The following is a 21,399-nucleotide window of genomic DNA, read 5'->3' as shown; positions in this document are numbered from 1 at the left end:
ATGGCGCGCGAGATCAAGGATCATGAGCTGGCCTCCCCGGTCGATCTGCCCGGCGAGCCGGTCGAGCGCGGCGATCCGCTCGCCTGGACGGCGGTGACGATCATCGTCGCGGCGCTGGTCCTGCTGTTCGCCAATGCCGGGACGCTGTCGGCCTGGGTCGACGAGAAGCCGGTGACCCAGGCGCAGCAGCAGGCCTCGGGGCTGGCGGCGGGCTGGAAGGACATGATGGCCGCGACCGGCCTCACCGCCCCGCGCGAGGCGCTCCACGCCCGCTGGAAGCAATTCCAGGCCGCCCGCTTCGGCGACGAGGCCCCCGGCGGGACGCAGTAGCCCCGGAAGTACGGCCGCTCCCTCCCCCGTCATTCCCGCTTTCGCGGGAATGACGGTTGGGATGTCGACCCATCCTAAGCCACCAGCTCCGCCACCACCGCCCCCAGCGCCTTCGCCGCGTCCGTGGGCGACAGCCGCACCTGCAACCCGCGCTGGCCGCCGTTGATATAGACCAGCACCTCCGCCATCGCCGCCCGCTCGATCGCGACGGGGACGCGTTTCTTCTGGCCGAACGGGCTGATCCCGCCGACATGATAGCCGGTGATCCGCTCGGCGTCGGCGGGCTTCATCATCTGCGCCGCCTTGGCGCCGAGCGCGGCCGCCGCCTTCTTCATCGACAGCTCGCGGTCGGACGGGATCACCGCGCAGGCGGGGCGGCCGTCGATCTCGATCATCAGCGTCTTGAGCACCCGGCACGGGTCCTCGCCCAGCGCCTCGGCCGCCTGCAGCCCGACCCGCTCGCCGCCGGGGTCATAGTCGTAGCTGCGGACCTCGTGGGCGATCCTGGCCTGGGTCAGGAACTGGGTGGCGCGGGTCGAGCGGGACATGGCGCTACTTAAAGCCTTTCCGTCATCCCGGCGAAAGCCGGGATCTCACTTCTCTTCGTCCCGTGGCCCTTGGCGCGGAGAAAGGCAGGGAGATCCCGGCTTTCGCCGGGATGACGGGAAAGATACCTTCTTACGCAAAGGGCCCGGCGTTTCCGCCGGGCCCTCCGCACCCTCTCCGATCTGGTGTCGGTTAACGATAGAAGACGTGGTCGCCGACCATGGTCAGGCGCTCGCGCGTCCGGAAGAAGCGGTTCGGCGACTGGTGCGCCGAATGGTAGAAGACGGCGCCGGGGACGACCTGGTCGCCATTGCCGGCCATCGCCTGCCGCGAAACCTCGACCGCGGTGGCCCAGCGATCGGTGTCGCGGCGCGGATTGTAGGCCGCGGTGCGGAAGAACTGGCCGGGCTGGTTGACCACCTCGCACACGGTCTCGCCGAAGCGATCCTGGCCGACGCGGTTCATGATCAGCTGGGCGACCGCGAGCTGGCCGCTGCGCGACTGGTTGGCCGCCTCGTGCAGCACGACCTTGGCCATGCATTCGAGCTGCCTGTCGACGTTGGTGGTGGTGACCGCCTCCTTGAAGAGGACCTGGTCGATCCCGTCGTCGGCGACGACGTCGTCGGCCACCAACTGGGGTGTAACTTCATAAGCCAGCGTCGGCGTCGACGCCGGAATGGCCGCTAAGCCCATCGCGCCCGTGGCGGCAACGACGAACATCGCAGCCAGCATGAGCGGGTGTTGAGCCAGTTTGGCGGTCATTCAGTACTCCACATCATGCGCAAAAGCCCACGCTCGCCCAGAACCTCAAACATGAGGGCGAGGTGCTCTTTCACGTCTTGTCGGCAGGAGGCGGTAAGTACGTCGTGCCCCAGGCGACCGGATTTCGCCGCGCAATGGGGCAGGGGCTTCACGGAGTCAAGAAAGGCACGATGAGTCGTTTCGTCGCCAAGATGGACCGAGGAACCCCAACATATGGTGTTTTTGTGCAACTGCTAACGCAACCGGCCATATCTTTGCCACGAAGCTGTTGTGCTATCGCAATAATCCGCAAGCAGCGCTTCGCGGCCCGAAAACAATCCGCTGGCGACAGCGGCCGAGGAGGACGGTAGTCGGAATCGGGAGGGAAATAGCGGAGCGAATCGATGCAGGACGACGGCGGCGACAGGCAGGGGCAGCCGGTTGCGGCAAGCTCGCAGCCGGTGGTCGACGCGCTGCGCGAATCGACCGCCCGCCAGGCGGAGATGGCCTATCGCCGCGATCGCCTGCTCGCCTGGCTGGCGCTGACCGCCGGCGCGGGCATCATCCTGGCGATTCCCTTCGCGCTGCGCTCGGGCTCCGAATTCTTCCTGCCGGTGACGATCGCGCTGGTGATCGCGGTGGCGATGGTGCCGCTGCTCGAATGGCTCGAGCGGCGCGGCCTGCCGTCGCCGCTCGCGGCGCTGCTGTGCGTCCTCATCTTCCTGGGCCTCGCCAACGCCGCGATCGCCTCGGTGATCATCCCGGCGACCGAATGGTTCGCCCGGCTGCCGTCGCGCATCCGCCTGATCCGCAAGAACCTGTCGCCGCTGATCGACATCTATTCGGCGTTCGAACGCTTCGTCGACGAGACGATGGGGTCGCTGCTGCGCAACACGGCGCATGGGCGGACGGTGACCGTCCAGTCGCCCAACTCGCTGTTCGACTATGTCGCCAGCTCGGCCCCGCACGCGCTGGTCCAGCTCGTCTTCGCGACGCTCGTCGTCTATTTCTTCCTGTCGAGCTGGACGCGGATGCGCCGCCGCACGATCACCAGCCGGGGCAGCTTCTCCAGCGCGATGACGACCGCGCGGGTGATCCAGGACATGGTCGACCGCACCTCGGCCTATCTGGCGACGATCACGGCGGTGAACATCGGCATGGGCATCCTCGTCTCGCTGATGCTGTGGTTCGCCGGCATGCCCAGCCCGATCATGTGGGGCGGCCTCGTCGCGATCCTCAACTACATCCCCTATTTCGGGCCGATCGTCGCGGCGGGCCTGCTCGCGGTCGGCGGGCTGATGACCTTCTCCGACCTCGGCTACGCGCTGGTGCCGGCGCTGCTGTTCGTCGCGGTCCACCTGGTCGAGGCCAATGTGCTGACGCCGATGCTGGTCGGCCGGCGGCTGACGATCAACCCGCTGCTGATCCTCGTCGCGCTGAGCTTCTGGAGCTGGGTGTGGGGGACCGCGGGGGCGCTGCTCGCGGTGCCGCTGCTGATCATCCTCAAGACGATTCTCGACGCGGCCGGCTGGCCCGACATCGCCGGATTCCTGTTCGCGGACGGCACCTTCACCAACACGCAACAGGACGAGGAAGCGGCTTTGCCGCCCGAGTTCAGAAAATGATGCCGACCCATGTTGACAGGGGGGCGGGGCTCCACTAGGTGCCCCCTCCACCGACACAGTTCGCGGGTGTAGCTCAGTTGGTTAGAGCGCCGGCCTGTCACGCCGGAGGTCGCGGGTTCGAGCCCCGTCACTCGCGCCACTTCTCCTGAAAAAGTGGCCTTTCGACCGGAGCGGACGGTGCGCCGTCCGCCGTGCTCGCGCGTCCGGTAAAACGATCCCCGATCGATATCTTTCGCCGCCTGGGGGCCTCCGTTCGCGGTCCGTCGCGGACTTCAGCCTTTCTTAAACCAATTGCCCGGAAATGGTCTCGTAATGCTTGGTACTCCTGCCGGCCGTTTTCTGCTATGGGTCGGATCGGGATCGGCCGCGTGACACGGGTTGGAAGGAGCCCCTGGTTGAAGCTTTTGCGTGCCCTCATCCGCGGTCGCCGTCGCGTGGTCCGGCCCGGCAGGGAGCGCTTGCCCGAAGGCACCTATATCGAACTCGTCCAGTCGCTGTTCGGTTACACCTTCCCGGCGATGATCATGACGCTGTGCTTCGCGGGCACCGGCGCCTATCTGACGGCGCGCACCGACGACCCGCTGATGCTGCTGTTCTACGGCCTCGGGCTGATCGCCTCGGCGATCCGCCTGTTCGTCCTGTTCGGGCTCCGCCGCAAGGTCCAGACGCCCGGAATCGGCCTCCACGTCGCCCGTTCGATCGAGCGCAGCTTCGGCCTCGCCTATGTCGGCTTCGCGGCGGCCTTCGGCGCCTTCGCGGCGCGGGCCTATGGGATCATCGACCCGGACCTGCACGTACCCCTGGTCGCGCTGGTCTACGGCTATGGCGCCGGGGTGGCGGCGACGGTGGCGCTGCGCCTGTGGGTCAGCGTCCCGGCGGTGGTGATCGCGACCGTGCCGATGATCTTCGTCGCGCTGCTGATGCCGGGGGAGGCGCATTGGGCGGCGGCGCTGCTCACCACGCTGTTCCTGGCCGGCGGCGTCCTGTCGATGATCCAGCGCTATCATGAGACCGCCGCGCAGATATCGATGCGCCGGCTGATGGAGACGCTGGCGCGGCAGGACGACCTGACCGGTCTGCCCAACCGTCTCGTCCTGCGCGAGCGGTTCGAGCGGCTGATCGCCCGCGCCGACGAATCGGAGCTGATCGCGGTCCATTGCCTCGACATCAACCAGCTCGAACCGGTCAACGAGATGTACGGCCACATGGCCGGCGACGCGCTGCTCAAGGCGGTCTCGCAGCGCCTGCGCCGGGTGGTGAAGGGCGACAACCTCGTCATCCATCTCAACGGCGACGATTTCGTCGTCATCCAGCCCGGCATGACCGACGCGGCCGAGGCGCAGGGACTGGCGCACCAGATCGTCGCCACGCTCGACAAGAGCTATGCGGTGGCGGGCGAGGACATCATCATCACCGCCAATATCGGCTATGCCATCGACCTGCAGCATGGCGCCGACCTCGAACGGCTGCTGCTCGGCGCCGAACGCGCCCTGACCGGCAGCAAGCGCGCCGCCACCGGCGTCGCCGCCTATGACGGCACACGCTGGGGCGGAGAGACGGGCGCGGGCTGATCGGGCCCTTTCCGGGATTACTGCCACCCTCTTTCGTCATTCCCGCGAAAGCGGGAATCCACGGTCACGGCACATTTCGTCTCTTGCGAGCCGCCGTCCATGGATTCCCGCTTTCGCGGGAATGACGGACAGGCGAGGGCGTCCGCATCTAACCGCCGCCATGAAAAAGGCCCGCAGGATCGCTCCTGCGGGCCCTTGAAAGCGTCGGCGAGGGGGATCAGTCGATCATCGCCAGGGCGCCGGCCATGCCGCGCTGGGCGACCTCGTGCGAGGTCGCGTTGCCGCTGAGCGTCGCCATGTCGACATTGGGCTGATCGAGCACCGCCTTGTACAGGTCGCGCGCCTCGGCGCCGCGCTTCTCGCCCAGCCGGATCGCGGCGAGGTTGAGCAGCACTTCCGGCGAGCGGTCGCCCTTCTGGTAGGCCGTCTCGAGCTTGCGCTCGATCGTGCTGTAATGACCCTTCGAGATCGATCCCGCGCCATAGGGATCGGCGACCTCGGTCGGCTGGGCAAGAGCCGGAGCCGCGATGGCCAGGGCCGCACCGACGAGAACGCAATTGAACTTCATGGCATCCCTCCGATTCGAAATCGCTGTTTGTTGCATCATGATGACAGAATCGGCGGAATTCGGAAGAATTTTGTTGTTACACTTTTATGACGCTTTCGAAGGATAAAATCGATTGGTACGCTCTTCTTGAGAATTGAGATCGATCAGTGAAGAGGACCAATAAAGGCTGTCGACGAAGGCCATTCTATTGAACGGAAGCGTCGGTGTTTCAGCGGAACGAAAACCATCACCTTTCTATATCCTTCGTTCTCGCTTCCGTTCATCCTGTAGGGCCGTTAAACGAAAGCGAAATCGCGTCTTGGAAGAATCCGTTGATCCCAATCTCGCGAGGGCAGATATGCTGGGTGAATATACCGCTCAGTCGGTAAATTCCTTCGCCTTTTCGGCCATCATATCGGCAATTTCAGCACATTGCTTAGTAAGAATTTCCTGAGCTTCTATGTATTTTTTTTGCACATCAACGCCTGTCATGGAAGATAAATCTTCAACAATTCCTTGAAGCTTTTGGAATTGTGCGCGCATTTTGTTTAGATGTTTACGATTGGCGATAACACTTACCATATCTAGAAAGTCGAGTGCGCTAGAGCGTCGTTCAGCTTGTTTGAGAACATCAATACTAACCTTCATTGCGACTATAAATGTCGTCATTAACCTGATGGCATCCGAGGAATTCGCAGTTGAAAATTCGTGAGATGTATTTTTTGCAACCGCCGAAAGTCTCGCGAACGCGGCGCGAAGTATCCCGCGCTCAACCTTAGCGACCTGTGCACTCTTGCGATGCTCGAAAAAGATTGCACCGAGAACGGCGGCTGCAGCGCCAGTAGCGCCGCCCAAAAGCGTCAGGATCGAGGTCGCATCCGAAATACCCGGATAAGCAATGCCTACGACAAGCCCGAGACTGGCACCCATCCACGCCGTCATGCCGTAAATGATCTCTTGATGAGTGGGTTTTCTCATTTTCATCGCTGCGCCTCGCCCCCGCTGCGTCCGGAACCGCTTATGAGCACTGACGAGAGTAGCGGCAAGACGGGCGCTGCGCTCAATAACGCACAAGCGTTGGAAGATAGTCCCGCACGCTCTCGTCCGCCCACAAAGAAAAACCCCGCCGGATCGCTCCGGCGGGGCCTTTCTCGTTCGACGATCCGACCGTCGGGCCGGGAGGATCACTCCTCGGTCAGGTAATCGCCCGCATCGGCGTCGGTGCCGTGCGATTCGCCGACCACCGCGCCGAGCGGATCGTCGCCGGTGTCGGCCTGGACCGGCTGGCGCAGCTCGGCGGCATGCTCCTCGGCGGCGGTCTGCGGCGCGATCAGCGACTCCTGCCAGTTGCGCTGCGCGGCGCGGAGCGCGGCGTCGCGGCTGCTGGCGGTGACGCGCAGGCGGCTCATGCCGGCGCCGGTGCCCGCCGGGATCAGGCGGCCGACGATGACGTTCTCCTTGAGGCCGTTCAGCGTGTCGACCTTGCCCTGCACCGACGCGTCGGTGAGGACGCGGGTCGTCTCCTGGAACGACGCGGCCGAGATGAACGAGCGCGTCTGGAGCGAGGCCTTGGTGATGCCGAGCAGCACGGGCTTGCCCTGCGCGATCGTACGGCCCTCGGCATCCGCCTTGGCGTTGATCTCGTCCATCTCCTCGCGGTCCACCTGCTCGCCGGGGAGCAGGGTGGTGTCGCCGCCGTCGGTGATCTCGACCTTCTGCAGCATCTGGCGAACGATCGTCTCGATGTGCTTGTCGTTGATCTTCACGCCTTGGAGGCGATAGACCTCCTGGATCTCCGACACGAGATATTCGGCGAGCGGCTCGATGCCGAGCACCTCGAGGATGTCGTGCGGATCGGGCGAGCCGCCGATCAGGTTGTCGCCGCGCTTGACGTAGTCGCCTTCCTGGACGTCGATGACCTTCGACTTCGGCACCAGATACTCGACCGGCTCCGAACCATCGTCCGGACGGATGATGATCTTGCGCTTGGCCTTGTAGTCCTTGCCGAATTCGACGCGGCCCGAGACCTTGGCGATGATCGCGTTCTCCTTGGGCTTGCGCGCCTCGAACAGCTCGGCGACGCGCGGCAGACCGCCGGTGATGTCGCGGGTCTTGGCGGACTCGCGGCTGACGCGGGCGAGCACCTCGCCGGCCTTCACCTCCTGGCCGTCCTCGACCGAGAGCATCGCGCCCGGCGCCAGCATGTAGCGCGCGGTCTCGCCCGAGCTGTCGTCGAGCAGCGTCAGGCGCGGACGGAGGTCTTCCTTCCGGCTGGTGGCGCGATACTCGATGACGACCTTCTGGCTGATGCCGGTGGCTTCGTCGGTCTGCTCGGTGAGCGTCTGGTTGTCGATCAGGTCCTGATACTTCACGATGCCGCCGGTCTCGGTGATCACCGGCATGGTGAAGGGGTCCCATTCGGCGATGCGATCGCCCTTGGCGACGGCCGCGCCGTCGTCGAGCAGCAGGTGCGCGCCATAGGGCAGGCGATGGGTCGCGCGCTCGCGGCCCTCGCTGTCGATGATCGCCACCTCGCCGCTGCGGCTCAGCGAGACGCGGCGTCCGCGCGGATCGGTGATCGTGCGGAGCTCGCGATACTCGATGCTGCCGTCGGCGACCGATTCGAGGTTCGACTGCTCGTTGAGCTGCGCCGCGCCGCCGATGTGGAAGGTCCGCATCGTCAGCTGGGTGCCCGGCTCGCCGATCGACTGCGCCGCGATGACGCCGACCGCTTCGCCGATGTTCACCGGCGTGCCGCGGGCGAGGTCACGGCCGTAGCAGGCCGCGCAGACGCCGCCCTTCGATTCGCAGACCAGCGGGCTGCGGATCTTGACCGACTGGATGCCGATCGCCTCGACCGCCGCGACCATCGCCTCGTCGAGCAGCGTGCCCTCGGCGATCAGGACCTCGTTGGTCTTCGAATCGACGATGTCCTCGGCCGCGGTGCGGCCCAGGATGCGCTCGCCGAGCGACGCGATGGTGGCGCCGCCCTGGACGATCGCCTTCATGTCGAGCGCGCGGTCGGTGCCGCAATCGACCTCGACGACGACGCAGTCCTGCGACACGTCGACCAGGCGGCGGGTCAGATAGCCCGAGTTCGCCGTCTTGAGCGCGGTGTCGGCGAGACCCTTGCGGGCGCCGTGGGTCGAGTTGAAGTACTCGAGGACCGTCAGGCCTTCCTTGAAGTTCGAGATGATCGGCGTCTCGATGATCTCGCCCGACGGCTTGGCCATCAGGCCGCGCATGCCGGCGAGCTGCTTGATCTGCGCGGCGCTACCGCGGGCACCGGAGTGCGCCATCATGTAGATCGCGTTGATCGGCTTCTCGCGGCCGTCGGCGCCCTTCTTGACCGCCGAGATCTCCTTCATCATCTCGGCCGCCACGCGGTCGCCGCAACGCGACCAGGCGTCGATCACCTTGTTGTACTTCTCCTGCTGCGTGATCAGGCCGTCCTGATATTGCTGCTCGAAGTCCTTCACCAGCAGACGGGTCTCCTCGACCTCCTTCTCCTTGGCTTCGGGGATGATCATGTCGTCCTTGCCGAACGAGATGCCGGCCTGGAAGGCGTGGCGGAAGCCCAGCGCCATGATCGCGTCGGCGAACAGCACCGTCTCCTTCTGGCCGGTGTGGCGATAGACGATGTCGATGACGTCGCCGATCTCCTTCTTGGTCAGCAGGCGGTTGACCGTCTCGAACGGAACCTTGTGGCTCTTCGGCAGCGTCTCGCCGAGCAGCATGCGGCCCGGCGTCGTCTCGACGCGCTTCATGTACTGGTTGCCGTCCTCGTCGGTCTGCGGAACGCGGCTGATGATCTTGGTGTGCAGCGTCACCGCCTTGGCGGCCAGCGCCTGGTGGACCTCCTGCATGTCCGCGATCAGCGATCCCTCGCCCGGCTCGCCTTCCTTCAGCATCGACAGATAATAGAGGCCCAGCACCATGTCCTGCGACGGGACGATGATCGGCTTGCCGTTCGCGGGCGACAGGATGTTGTTGGTCGACATCATCAGGACGCGCGCTTCGAGCTGCGCCTCCAGCGACAGCGGCACGTGGACCGCCATCTGGTCACCGTCGAAGTCGGCGTTGAAGGCCGAGCAGACCAGCGGGTGGAGCTGGATCGCCTTGCCCTCGATCAGCACCGGCTCGAACGCCTGGATGCCGAGGCGGTGGAGCGTCGGCGCGCGGTTGAGCAGCACCGGATGCTCGCGGATCACCTCGTCGAGGATGTCCCAGACCTCCTTGCGCTCCTTCTCGACCCACTTCTTGGCCTGCTTGAGCGTCATCGACAGGCCCTTGGCGTCGAGCCGGGCGTAGATGAACGGCTTGAACAGCTCGAGCGCCATCTTCTTCGGCAGGCCGCACTGGTGCAGCTTCAGCTCCGGACCGGTGACGATCACCGAGCGGCCCGAATAGTCGACGCGCTTGCCGAGCAGGTTCTGGCGGAAGCGGCCCTGCTTGCCCTTCAGCATGTCGCTGAGCGACTTCAGCGGGCGCTTGTTGGCGCCCGTGATCGTCCGGCCGCGGCGACCATTGTCGAACAGCGCGTCGACCGACTCCTGCAGCATGCGCTTCTCGTTGCGGACGATGATGTCCGGCGCGCGCAGCTCCATCAGCCGCTTGAGGCGGTTGTTGCGGTTGATGACGCGACGATAGAGGTCGTTGAGGTCCGACGTCGCGAAGCGGCCGCCGTCGAGCGGCACGAGCGGGCGGAGATCCGGCGGGATGACCGGGATCACCTCGAGGATCATCCACTCGGGGCGGTTGCCCGACTCCAGGAAGCTCTCGACGACCTTGAGCCGCTTGATGATCTTCTTGGGCTTGAGCTCGGACTTGGTCTCGGCGAGCTCCTTGAGGAGGTCCTCCTTCTCGCCTTCGAGGTCGAGCTCCTCCAGCATGCGGCGGACCGCCTCGGCGCCGATCCCGGCCGAGAAGGCGTCCTCGCCATATTCGTCCTGCGCCTCGAGCAGCTCGTCCTCGTTGAGGAGCTGATACTTCTCCAGCGGGGTCAGGCCCGGCTCGATGACGATGTAGCTCTCGAAATAGAGCACCCGCTCGAGCTGCTTGAGCTGCATGTCGAGCAGCAGGCCGATGCGCGACGGCAGCGACTTGAGGAACCAGATGTGCGCGACCGGGGCGGCCAGCTCGATATGGCCCATCCGCTCGCGGCGGACCTTCGAGACGGTGACCTCGACGCCGCACTTCTCGCAGACGATGCCCTTGTACTTCATGCGCTTGTACTTGCCGCACAGGCACTCGTAATCCTTGATCGGACCGAAGATGCGCGCGCAGAACAGGCCGTCGCGCTCGGGCTTGAACGTGCGGTAGTTGATCGTCTCCGGCTTCTTGATCTCACCGAAGGACCAGCTGCGGATGCGCTCCGGGCTGGCGATGCCGATCTGGATCTGGTCGAAGGTCTCGGGCTTCGCGACCGGATTGGCGAAATTGGTCAGTTCGTTCATTTTTCAGTCCCTCTGAAGGGTCGATCTCTCGGGCGGGGGAGGGGGCGGCGCCGGCCGGAACCGGCGCCTGCCCGGATCACTCCGCTGCTTCGGCCAGGCCGTCGTCGTCGTCGGACTGGTCCTCGATCGAGGACAGCTCGACGTTGAGGCCGAGCGACCGCATTTCCTTGACGAGCACGTTGAAGCTCTCGGGGATGCCGGCCTCGAAGGTGTCGTCGCCCTTGACGATCGCCTCGTAGACCTTGGTGCGGCCGACCACGTCGTCCGACTTCACCGTCAGCATCTCCTGCAGCGTGTAGGCGGCGCCATAGGCCTGGAGCGCCCACACCTCCATCTCGCCGAAGCGCTGGCCGCCGAACTGCGCCTTGCCGCCCAGCGGCTGCTGGGTAACCAGGCTGTACGGGCCGATCGAGCGCGCGTGGATCTTGTCGTCGACGAGATGGTGGAGCTTCAGCATGTAGATGTAGCCCACCGTCACCTTGCGGTCGAACTGGTCGCCGGTGCGGCCGTCGAACAGTTCCACCTGGCCGCTCTCGTCGAGCCCGGCGCGGCGCAGCATCTCGGCCACGTCCGCCTCGCGGGCGCCGTCGAACACCGGCGTCGCCATCGGCACGCCGTTCTTCAGCAGGCCCGCCATCTCGACGATCTGGTCGGTCGAGCGGCCTTCGATGTCGGCATGATATTCCTTGCCGTACACCTCCTTCAGCCGGTCGACGACCGCCGCCGGCGGGGTCGCCGCCTGCGCGTCGGGATTGGCCTCGCGCCAGGCTTCGAGGGCGCTCGTCACCTGCTTGCCCAGGCCGCGGGCGGCCCAGCCGAGGTGCGTCTCGAAGATCTGGCCGACGTTCATGCGGCTCGGCACGCCGAGCGGGTTGAGCACGATGTCGACGGGGGTGCCGTCCTCCAGGAAGGGCATGTCCTCCTGCGGCAGGATGCGGCTGATCACGCCCTTGTTGCCGTGGCGGCCGGCCATCTTGTCGCCCGGCTGCAGCTTGCGCTTCACCGCGACGAACACCTTGACCATCTTGAGCACGCCCGGGGGCAGCTCGTCGCCGCGCTGCAGCTTCTCGACCCGGTCCTCGAACTTCTTGACGATCAGGCCGACGGCGTCGTCATACTGGGCCTTGACCGCCTCCAGGTCCGCCTGGCGGGCGTCGTCCTGCACCGCGAACTTCCACCATTCGCGCTTCTCGACCTCGGCGAGCAGCTCCTCGTTGATCTCGGAGCCCTTCTTGATGCCCTTCGGCGCCGCGGTCGCGATCTGGCCGAGCAGCATCTCCTTGAGCCGCGCGTAGTTGGCGCGGTTCAGGATGGCGCGCTCGTCCTCGCGGTCCTTGGTCAGGCGGTCGATCTCCTCGCGCTCGATCGCCATCGCGCGCTCGTCCTTGTCGATGCCGTGGCGGTTGAACACGCGCACGTCGACGACGGTGCCCGACACGCCCGGCGGCAGCCGCAGCGAGGTGTCGCGGACGTCCGACGCCTTCTCGCCGAAGATGGCGCGGAGCAGCTTCTCCTCCGGCGTCATCGGGCTCTCGCCCTTCGGCGTGATCTTGCCGCACAGGATGTCGCCCGGCTCGACCTCGGCGCCGATATAGACGATGCCCGCCTCGTCGAGGTTGCGCAGCGCTTCCTCGCCGACGTTCGGGATGTCGCGGGTGATGTCCTCCGGCCCGAGCTTGGTGTCGCGGGCCATCACCTCGAACTCGTCGATGTGGATCGAGGTGAAGACGTCGTCCTTCACGATCCGCTCGGAGATCAGGATCGAGTCCTCGTAGTTGTAGCCGTTCCACGGCATGAACGCGACGAGGACGTTGCGGCCCAGCGCCAGCTCGCCGAACTCGGTCGACGGGCCGTCGGCGATGATGTCGCCGGCGTTGACTACGTCGCCCACCTTCACCAGCGGGCGCTGGTTGATGCAGGTCGACTGGTTCGAGCGCTGGAACTTCATCAGCGTGTAGATGTCGACGCCCGACTTGCCGGCGTCGACCGCGCCGGTGGCGCGGACCACGATGCGGGTCGCGTCGACCTGGTCGACGATGCCCGAGCGCTTGGCGGCGATCGCGGCGCCCGAATCGCGGGCGACCGTCTCTTCCATGCCGGTGCCGACGAACGGCGCCTCGGCGCGGACCAGCGGCACCGCCTGGCGCTGCATGTTCGACCCCATCAGCGCGCGGTTCGCGTCGTCATTCTCCAGGAACGGGATCAGCGACGCGGCGACCGAGACGAGCTGCTTGGGGCTGACGTCCATCAGCGTGACATGGTCGCGCGGCGCCATCAGGAACTCGCCGGCCTCGCGGGCGGAGATCAGGTCCTCGACGAAGCGGCCCTCGCCATCGAGCTCGGCGTTCGCCTGCGCGATGGTGTGCTTGGCCTCCTCCATCGCCGACAGGTAGACGACCTCGTTGGTCACCTTGCCGTCGACGATCTTGCGGTACGGCGTCTCGATGAAGCCGTATTTGTTGACCCGGCTGAAGCTCGCCAGCGAGTTGATCAGGCCGATGTTCGGGCCTTCCGGCGTCTCGATCGGGCAGATGCGGCCATAATGGGTCGGATGGACGTCGCGGACCTCGAAGCCCGCGCGCTCGCGGGTGAGGCCGCCCGGCCCGAGCGCCGAGACGCGGCGCTTGTGGGTGACTTCCGACAGCGGGTTGGTCTGGTCCATGAACTGCGACAGCTGCGACGAGCCGAAGAATTCGCGCACCGCGGCGACCGCCGGCTTGGCGTTGATCAGGTCGTTCGGCATCGCCGTCGACACGTCGACCGACGACATCCGCTCCTTCACGGCGCGCTCCATGCGGAGCAGGCCGACGCGATACTGGTTCTCCAGCAGCTCGCCGACCGAACGGACGCGGCGGTTGCCGAGATTGTCGATGTCGTCGATCTCGCCCTTGCCGTCCTTCAGGTCGACCAGCGTCTTGACCACCGCCAATATGTCCTCCGAGCGGAGGGTGGTGACGGTGTCCTCGGCGTCGAGTTCGAGGCGCATGTTGAGCTTGACGCGGCCGACGGCCGACAGGTCGTAGCGCTCGGAGTCGAAGAACAGCCCGGCGAACAGCGCCTCGGCGGTCTCCTTCGTCGGCGGCTCGCCGGGGCGCATGACGCGATAGATCTCGCTCAGCGCATGGTCGCGGTCCTCGACCTTGTCGGCCTTCAGCGTGTTGCGGATCCACGGGCCGGTCGAGACATGGTCGATGTCGAGCAGGTCGACATGGTCGAAGCCGGCCTTGTCGAGCGCTTCCAGATTCTCCGGCGTCACCTCGTCGCCGGCCTCGATGTAGATGCGGCCGGTCGACTCGTCGATCAGGTCATAGGCCGAATAGCGGCCGAAGATCTGGTCGGTCGGGATCAGCAGCGTCTCGAGCCCGTCCTTGCCGGCCTTGTTGGCGGCGCGGGGGCTGATCTTGGTGCCGGCCGGGAAGACGACCTCGCCGGTGTCGGCGTTGACGACGTCGAACGCCGGCTTCTGGCCGCGCCAGTTCTCGGCGACGAAGGGGACCTTCCAGCCGTTCTCGCCGCGCACGAAGCGCTGCGTGCGGTAGAAATAGTTGAGGATGTCCTCGCCCGACATGCCCTGCAGGCGGATGCGCGCGACATGGCCGATCTTCTCGCCCTCGGCGGTCTGGATCAGGCCGCCCGGGATGATCGCGCCGGTCGGGTCCTCGACGGTGACGAGCCTGCCCGCGACCGCCTTGACCCGGCAGGCGCGGTTGACGCCCGAGATGGCGACGATGTCGCCGGCCTCGAACTTGCCCTTGTCGGGATTGACCTCGATCACCGCGTCGCCCAGCGCGCGCAGCAGCGAGGTGACCGGCAGCTTGCGCTTGCGGTCGATGCGGACGTTGACGATGTCCTTGGCGTCGAACTCGAAGTCGAGCCACGAGCCGCGATAGGGGATGACGCGCGCGGCGAACAGATATTTGCCCGAGGCGTGGGTCTTGCCGCGGTCATGGTCGAACAGCACGCCCGGCGAGCGGTGCATCTGCGACACGATGACGCGTTCGGTGCCGTTGATCAGGAAGGTGCCGTTCTCGGTCATGAGCGGCATGTCGCCCATGTAGACGTCCTGCTCCTTGATATCGAGGACCGAGCGGGTCTCCGTGTCGGGATCGACCTCGAACACGATCAGGCGCAGGGTGACGCGCATCGGCGCCGCATAGGTCATGCCGCGCTGGCGGCACTCGTCGGTGTCGTACTTCGGGTCCTCCAGCTCGTACTGGACGAAGTCGAGCTCGGCGGTGCCGGCGAAGTCGCGGATCGGGAAGACCGAGCGGAGCGTCTTTTCGAGGCCCGAGACATAGCCGTCGGCCGGGCGCGACCGCAGGAACTGCTCGTAGGATTCGCGCTGAACCTCGATCAGGTTCGGCATCTGGACGACTTCGTGGATGTTCCCGAAGACCTTGCGGATGCGCTTCTTGGCGGTCGCCGGAACTGCTTGGGTGGCCATGCGTATCTTCCCTCGCGTCAAAAACTTTTTTCCGCCTCGCAGCGGCCCGCAGCCCGATTCGCGGGGGAGCCCCCACGACGAAAAGTGCGGGTCCGGGCTGATCGGAACCGCACTGCCAGCGTTCTGGAAACCCTTGAAAACCTTCTCCAATTCGTCGCGGACCATTCGCTGGACGGTCCGTGTCCCGGAGGGCCAAGGGCGGCACCCGCGCTCTGCGCGTCGGGCATCTGCCGATGTAAGTAGGACGCGCTATATAGTCCCGGCCATGGGCTTTGGGAAGGGGGTGGGGCTGCTTGCCCCCTCTTTCCGTCGTTCCCCCATTTTCTTCCGTCATTCCCGCGAAGGCGGGAATCCACGGTCACGGCACATTTCGTCTCCTGCGGGCCGTCGTCCATGGATTCCCGCTTTCGCGGGAATGACGGCGGGGAGCGGGATGATGCCCCATGTCCTCCCTCAGCCCGCCCCGGCCAGCGCCACCCGGTTGCGCCCTCCGCGCTTCGCCTCGTACATCGCGGCGTCGGCGGCCTGCAGCAGCGCGTCGATCGTGTCGAACGAGGACCGCGACGCCGCCAGCCCGATCGACACCGTCACCGACAGCGTGGCGCCGCCCGCGTCGACCTGCATCGCCGCCACCGCGGCCCGCATCCGCTCCGCCGCCGGCGCGGCCTCGGCCAGGTCGGCGCCGGGCAGCAGGATGGCGAACTCCTCGCCGCCGATCCGAGCCACCTCGCCGGGCGCGCGCACCGCCGCCTCCAGCGTGCGGGCGAGGGCGACCAGCACGGCGTCGCCGATCGCGTGGCCGTAGCGATCGTTGATCGCCTTGAAATGGTCGACGTCGACGAAGGCGACGCTGAAGCCGCTGTCCGGCCGCAGGTCGCCGGCATGGGCCTGCATCGCCTCGCGGAAGGCGCGGAGGTTCAGCAGGCGGGTGAGATGGTCCTGCTTCGCCGCGGCGTCGAGCGCGAGGTTCTGGCGGGAGATCATGGTGAGCGCCCGCGTCGTCTGATGGCTGAACGCCTGGAAGAACAGCCCGATGATGCAGAGGGTGATGACGAAGGTGCTGGCGGCCAGCGGCGACACCCGGATGCTGCCGTCGGCCGACGCGGCGGCGAACACGCCGATCGCCACCAGGATGGCGATCCACGCCGCCGCGCGGCCGATGATCAGGAAGATCGCCCCGACCAGCGGGAAGAACAGCAGCATGCGGAGCTGGTCCTCGACCACCAGGAACTGGGCGGCGCTCGCATAGAGCAGGGCGCCCGCGAAATAGACGACCGCGACCGGCAGGAAGCTCGACGGCCGGCGCCAGGCGACCAGCAGGGTCGCGCTGCTCATCGCCACGAACAGCAGGTTGTTGCGCGTCTGCTCGGGGCCCAGCGGCACCCATCCCAGCGAGGCCGGGATCTGCATCAGCCCGCCCCAGAGCAGGCCGCACAGGATCACGATGATCAGGAAGCGGCGGCGAAGCCCTGCCGTCTCCTCCATCGCCGGACCCCTTTCGACACTATCCCCGCCGGGCAGCACGACCGACATCCCTCCCGCCGGATTCGACCTGTCCCCTCTGCTCTATAACGCTCCCGGGGGCATGCAATCCCTTTGTTCCGGCACGGGACCGCTGCGAGGCTCTTGCGATCCGATCGGCGCTGCAACAATCTGGGGACGACCCGAACCGTAGTTGTAGAGATGCGATCATGACCCGGACCTTCTTCCTCCTCGCCGCCGCCGCCGCTGCCGTGCTGGTCGCGCCCGCCGCGCCCGCCGCCGCCGCCCAGCTCCAGGGCGCGCCCTCGCTCCAGGGCGCGACGGTCGGGGAGACGGTGGCGGCGATGAAGCCGGGCGACTTCCTCTGGGCGCCGCAGGTCGCGCCCGAGGGGCCGGTGGTGATCGTCGTGTCGATCGCGCAGCAGCGCGCCTATGCCTATCGCAACGGCGTGCCGATCGGCATCTCGACCGTGTCGACCGGCAAGAAGGGGCATGAGACGCCGACCGGCGTGTTCACGCTCCTCCAGAAGAATGTCGACCACAAGTCGAACCTCTACAACAACGCGCCGATGCCCTACATGCAGCGGCTGACCTGGGACGGGATCGCGCTGCACGCGGGCAACCTGCCGGGCTATCCCGCCTCGCACGGCTGCGTCCGCCTGCCGATGGGCTTCGCCAAGCTGCTCTACGGGGTCACCAAGCTCGGGCTGACGGTGATCGTCACGGCCGGCGCCGACGTGCCGCGCTTCGCCCCGAGCCCCGCGGTGCTCAGCAACACCGCGTCGAAGGCCGAGAGCGATCTGTTCGGCGGTTCGCTGTGGCAGCCCGAGCGCTCGACGACCGGGCCGGTGTCGATCGTGATCAGCAGCGCCGACAAGCGGATGCTGGTGCTGCGCAACGGCGTTCCGATCGGCTCCGCCCCGGTCAAGATCGCCGGCGCGGTGACCGGCACCACCGCCTACACGCTCGGCGCGATCGAGGGCGACAATTACAAGTGGATGAAGCTGCCGATGCCGGGCGAGGCATTGAACGCCCCGGTCGAGGTCACCCCCGACGAACGCGCCCGCCTGACCGTCCCCGAGGACATCCGCGTGGCGATGGCCGCCGTCGTCGCGCCGGGGACGACCGTGGTTGTCACCCCCGACACCCTCCAGACCGGCGGCGCCGGCAAGAAGATGACGGTGATGACGGCGGGGAAGTGAGGGGGGGCGGAGCGTGACTGATGTTCGGACGAAAGTGGGGACATGTGATGGCTATCCTGTCGTCGATTTTTGGCAGTTAACGAGCAGGCAACTCCTTGATAATTAACGCGTAAAGCTGCAACTTAGGGTAAAAAGGTTACGAGCGTCGCCTCGGTGCAAGTCCCCCTTTTCGTTTGATCTTGGCCGTTACGCGAAAAATGTCCGGAACGTTGACGCGGCCTTCGCTGCGACGCTCTATCACCCCTAGCTCCTCAAGGGCTTGAAGAAGGGCGGCCTCCGCAGCGCGAGGGCTGCCATCGTCCGTCAGCGTTGATAACTGGACTGGAGCTGCCGGCCTCTCAGGATCATGCCGACGTCTAATCTTTTGAACAGTGTTGGCATCATGCCAACGTGTAATGAGCTCCTGATCCGGACAGGGCACGATTAACCCTTCCAGGGGCGGAATGGCATCTTCAACCCAAGGGTGATCTTCCTTAATCTCCTCGCGTCGCGTTTGCGACGCCTTGAGTACACCCTGATTGATGCTGACTCGATCAACGGCGAGCGGATTGCGGTCCGACGTACTCTCGGCCGCCTCCTTAAGTGCGATCAGAAAGCTTCTCAGGCTGGTTTCGCCGTGACCGTCCGCCAAGTGTCGTGGCAGCCACAAATAGGTCCGGCCGCGTTTGGCATTAACTCCCATGAATTCGCCTGCGATGAGAGCAAATAGGCGCTCTTGCGCCGCTTCGTCCTCTCTGAGCAGCAGAGGGACAGCTCCCCCTGATTTGCCCACGATCCCCGCTTCCTGCGCAAGAGTTGCGAGGGCTTTACTTGATCCCGTATCTTGCCAGAGGCGAGAAAAAAGGGCGCCAAATAAATCTTTATATGACCAATCAAGTTCGACCGCTGCGGTTCGCAGCTTCGAAAAGTCCGCAAATGTCTTTTGTCGCATGTCGTTGAATTGGTCGCGACGCATGAACATTTTGAGACGAATCGTTTTACTGGAAACAAGTTCCAGTGCAACGCGAGCTAAGCCTACAGTGAGTTCTCGGATAGTATTCCAATCGTTGGCCATCACGTCCAGTGCGTCGAACACGATGAGTGCCCGCCGCTTGCTTGCAAGCAGGCGATTTTCAACATCGCTGATCAGTTCTGAATATTCCTCAGGGTCATCCATCAGCCATTGGACCCGGTCAGTAAGTCGATCTGGCCCTTCCTTCGGTGCAAGCGCCTTCAGAACGACGCTTCGCCATATCCACGCAGGATCATCGCATACCTTAAGTGCTTGCTTCAAAACGGGTGCGGTGGGCGCGATCGAACTGGAAGCGATCGATCCCTCATGGAAACCGAGGAACACATCAAAAGAGTTTAGATCGAGCTTGGGATATGAGGCGGCTGCGGCGGCGCGCGTTTTGGGGTCTGCCAGAACGGCAGCCCAAAAACTCTTACCTACGCCGCGGCTACCAACCACAAGTACTCTATCTGGGTCGAGGGCGTCCGCATGCGAAGGCGGCGCATAAATCTCATTGATATCAGGCGTTTCAGCCGCGCGATGTGCGACTGACGGGTTCAGTGCCTTCATCACGGATCGTATAGATGTCTGGTCGATCACCGCGGGCTGCTTTCTTCGGGAAAGGAGAGGGCAAATAGTCGATCGACAAAACTGCCAAATGTTCGATCGTAAAAATCTCTTTGCAAGGATGATCGCCGATTGGTTGGATCAAATTCAGCAAAATCGGCATCCAGCGGAATTGGCCATGGAAAATGTGGCGCTTCGGGATCGTCGATATCGAAGTTGAATACAGATAAGGAGGGCTCAGCCTCCTCTTCATAAAGACTGGCGGCAAATATCTCGTAACTCAGCTCGCGATAGGGTCGCCAAGCCTCTTCTCCGCGGCCCGCTTTAGCATGTATCATTCTGAGCTTGGCGCGCCAGTCGTGCGCATTATCCTCCTCGGGCACAAATTTTGCGAGATGGGCGAGTAGATAGCCGTAGCACTCAATTGTTTGGGGCGTGTTTACACCAAACAATAAAACATCACCTCCAAGACCTATCACGGCTGGGGCAGTGCTTTCGCTGAGGCCTGAACGAGCGTCGACAAATATTACGTCACTACGACCTCGCTTTTCTAGTCTCTCTATGAGAGATCGCATCTGCTTTAGATAGGAAATCGGTTCTGCAGCGTTGCTAGACTGGCTGAGGTATGCACGACCAAGTTTTGGGATAGTACTACCAGGACTATCTTGCCCGCTGCGGCCTAACGCAGGCATGACTTCAATGAGGCCACGACCAGCTGTGAGCGGTGACGGCGCCAAACATTGTTCGAGAAAATCGTCCGAGACGCCTGACATACGGTTCTCGATAAGATAGTCGAGGAGGCCATAGGGTGGCAAATCCATTGATCCAAGAAGAATGCTGCCGAGACCGGGAGCCTCCAGATCACAATCTATGATGAATACATTCTTGCCGCGTGCAGAGAAGTCGGATGCAGCGATTGCAAGGGCCGTCGATCTACCTACCCCGCCCTTACAGCTAAAAAAGGTTAGGAGAGGTAATGAGGAGGCTGGGTTGAAATTTGGACGAGTCCAATCTTGTCCGATGATTTGTCGATCAATAAGTCTCACTTCGACTACTCGGGTTTCATCGATCGACACCCGTTCTAGAATCGTATCGGTGTTCCCTTTAAGGCTGTCGTCGAAAAGTTCCTCCGGAGTCGCTGAGGGGAGCTCTGCATACGCCGACAGCACAGTTCGCACGCGTTTATCAAACTGGGCACGCTTAGAACCAGCGTAATTGCCCCTGATCACGAATGTCAGCGTGCCGGCCGCGTCTCTCAACACGAGACCGGTCGCAAGGCATTTATCGCCAAGTATCTCAAGGATCAGGCGCGTCATTGCGGGTAGGGCTTGATCAAAAGTCATCATCTATTCGGGACCGCTTAACTTGAGTCTCGCTGCACCAAGCGTTCGACGGGCTTGATCGCGCCACCGATTGTAGTGTTCTTTGCCGATAGTACCATCCTGACTGTAACGGTCGTTTACCGACCACCCCGAAAAGAATGCCGATCCGAACATAGTCAGTAGGCCGTGCATCGCCGCCTGGTTGGGATCTCGTGCTGAGAACCGGCGTCGCATTGCCGCCGCCAGATCGGGCAGATGGGTTTTTGGTGTGTCCGACAGTGCGGTAACACCAAAATGATATTTGAGCGCACACTCTGCCGCAAAGCCGATCAGATGGCTTGCATTGTCAAATCGCTGATCGTGGGCAAGCCTTTCCGAATCATGATAGTGTCGAAGCGCGGCATCGCGATAGTTTTCAACTATTCACCATAGTAGCGGTTTTTCAATCGTCTCTGCAACGGCATGCGCAGGCTGGGCGATGGCTCTGGAGCTTCACCGGTTGTTACAGACCTGCAAACTGAATGAGCCCCCTTTCCAGATTTGGTCCGCAGTCCTGAATGGCTGCTGTTGGCAGC

General features: G+C 64.3%; 13 protein-coding genes and 1 tRNA gene. 5 read left to right on the top strand and 9 right to left on the bottom strand.

The genetic code is table 11. The features are described 5' to 3' along the window. The gene (locus HRJ34_RS14475; RefSeq protein ID WP_208631580.1) at positions 1 to 330 is read left to right on the top strand and encodes a hypothetical protein; all 330 of its coding nucleotides are present in this window, start codon (positions 1 to 3) and stop codon (positions 328 to 330) included. 74 nt (positions 331 to 404) lie between these two features. Here HRJ34_RS14475 and ybaK read toward each other — a convergent pair whose 3' ends face one another. Beyond that, positions 405 to 878, bottom strand: a complete 474-nt coding sequence (gene ybaK, locus HRJ34_RS14470) for a Cys-tRNA(Pro) deacylase (protein WP_208631579.1) — start codon at positions 876 to 878, stop codon at positions 405 to 407. A gap of 190 nt (positions 879 to 1,068) precedes the next feature. After that, on the bottom strand, positions 1,069 to 1,638 hold the full coding sequence (locus HRJ34_RS14465) for a cell wall hydrolase (protein ID WP_012049650.1): 570 nt from the start codon (positions 1,636 to 1,638) through the stop codon (positions 1,069 to 1,071). A gap of 383 nt (positions 1,639 to 2,021) precedes the next feature. On the opposite strand from HRJ34_RS14465, the gene HRJ34_RS14460 reads away from it, so the two are divergent. The 3 genes from HRJ34_RS14460 (at position 2,022) to HRJ34_RS14450 (ending at position 4,813) form a co-directional block, all read left to right on the top strand. Beyond that, on the top strand, positions 2,022 to 3,242 hold the full coding sequence (locus HRJ34_RS14460) for an AI-2E family transporter (protein ID WP_012049651.1): 1,221 nt from the start codon (positions 2,022 to 2,024) through the stop codon (positions 3,240 to 3,242). A 62-nt stretch (positions 3,243 to 3,304) separates the two neighbouring features. Continuing rightward, positions 3,305 to 3,381 (top strand) — tRNA-Asp (locus HRJ34_RS14455). Positions 3,382 to 3,637: 256 nt separating this feature from the next. Then, positions 3,638 to 4,813 carry a GGDEF domain-containing protein gene (locus tag HRJ34_RS14450; RefSeq protein ID WP_226948792.1) on the top strand — a complete coding sequence of 392 codons (1,176 nt, stop codon included), beginning with the start codon at positions 3,638 to 3,640 and terminating at the stop codon, positions 4,811 to 4,813. A 217-nt stretch (positions 4,814 to 5,030) separates the two neighbouring features. Here the strand turns inward: HRJ34_RS14450 and HRJ34_RS14445 are convergent, their stop codons facing one another. The 5 genes from HRJ34_RS14445 to HRJ34_RS14425 all read right to left on the bottom strand — a co-directional run bounded on the left by HRJ34_RS14445 (position 5,031) and on the right by HRJ34_RS14425 (position 16,793). Further along, positions 5,031 to 5,381 carry a hypothetical protein gene (locus HRJ34_RS14445; RefSeq protein ID WP_012049653.1) on the bottom strand — a complete coding sequence of 117 codons (351 nt, stop codon included), beginning with the start codon at positions 5,379 to 5,381 and terminating at the stop codon, positions 5,031 to 5,033. Positions 5,382 to 5,738: 357 nt separating this feature from the next. Next, a complete protein-coding gene (locus tag HRJ34_RS14440) occupies positions 5,739 to 6,344 on the bottom strand; it encodes a hypothetical protein (RefSeq protein WP_208631577.1) in 606 nt (201 codons plus the stop codon). A gap of 200 nt (positions 6,345 to 6,544) precedes the next feature. Beyond that, entirely contained in the window at positions 6,545 to 10,816 is a 4,272-nt protein-coding gene (rpoC, locus tag HRJ34_RS14435; protein WP_016745217.1) for a DNA-directed RNA polymerase subunit beta', read from the bottom strand. Between the two features lie 76 nt (positions 10,817 to 10,892). After that, complete coding sequence (rpoB, locus tag HRJ34_RS14430) at positions 10,893 to 15,260, bottom strand: DNA-directed RNA polymerase subunit beta (RefSeq protein ID WP_208631576.1); 4,368 nt, start codon at positions 15,258 to 15,260, stop codon at positions 10,893 to 10,895. 453 nt (positions 15,261 to 15,713) lie between these two features. After that, positions 15,714 to 16,793: a GGDEF domain-containing protein gene (locus HRJ34_RS14425; RefSeq protein WP_226948791.1), complete on the bottom strand. Its 1,080-nt coding sequence runs from the start codon at positions 16,791 to 16,793 to the stop codon at positions 15,714 to 15,716. A gap of 158 nt (positions 16,794 to 16,951) precedes the next feature. On the opposite strand from HRJ34_RS14425, the gene HRJ34_RS14420 reads away from it, so the two are divergent. Continuing rightward, complete coding sequence (locus tag HRJ34_RS14420; protein WP_012049657.1) at positions 16,952 to 17,944, top strand: L,D-transpeptidase; 993 nt, start codon at positions 16,952 to 16,954, stop codon at positions 17,942 to 17,944. 136 nt (positions 17,945 to 18,080) lie between these two features. On the opposite strand, the gene HRJ34_RS14415 is transcribed toward HRJ34_RS14420, so the two are convergent. Beyond that, positions 18,081 to 19,505 carry a hypothetical protein gene (locus HRJ34_RS14415; RefSeq protein ID WP_152523672.1) on the bottom strand — a complete coding sequence of 475 codons (1,425 nt, stop codon included), beginning with the start codon at positions 19,503 to 19,505 and terminating at the stop codon, positions 18,081 to 18,083. Positions 19,506 to 19,531: 26 nt separating this feature from the next. Next, entirely contained in the window at positions 19,532 to 20,848 is a 1,317-nt protein-coding gene (locus tag HRJ34_RS14410) for a KGGVGR-motif variant AAA ATPase (protein WP_208631575.1), read from the bottom strand. Positions 20,849 to 21,399 lie beyond the last annotated feature (551 nt).

Origin of the sequence: Rhizorhabdus wittichii (assembly GCF_017607425.1) — a bacterium.
Taxonomy (GTDB): Bacteria; Pseudomonadota; Alphaproteobacteria; order Sphingomonadales; family Sphingomonadaceae; genus Rhizorhabdus; species Rhizorhabdus wittichii.
The sequence above is the reverse complement of the archived record's forward strand: the minus strand, read 5'-3'. Positions and strand labels throughout refer to the sequence as shown.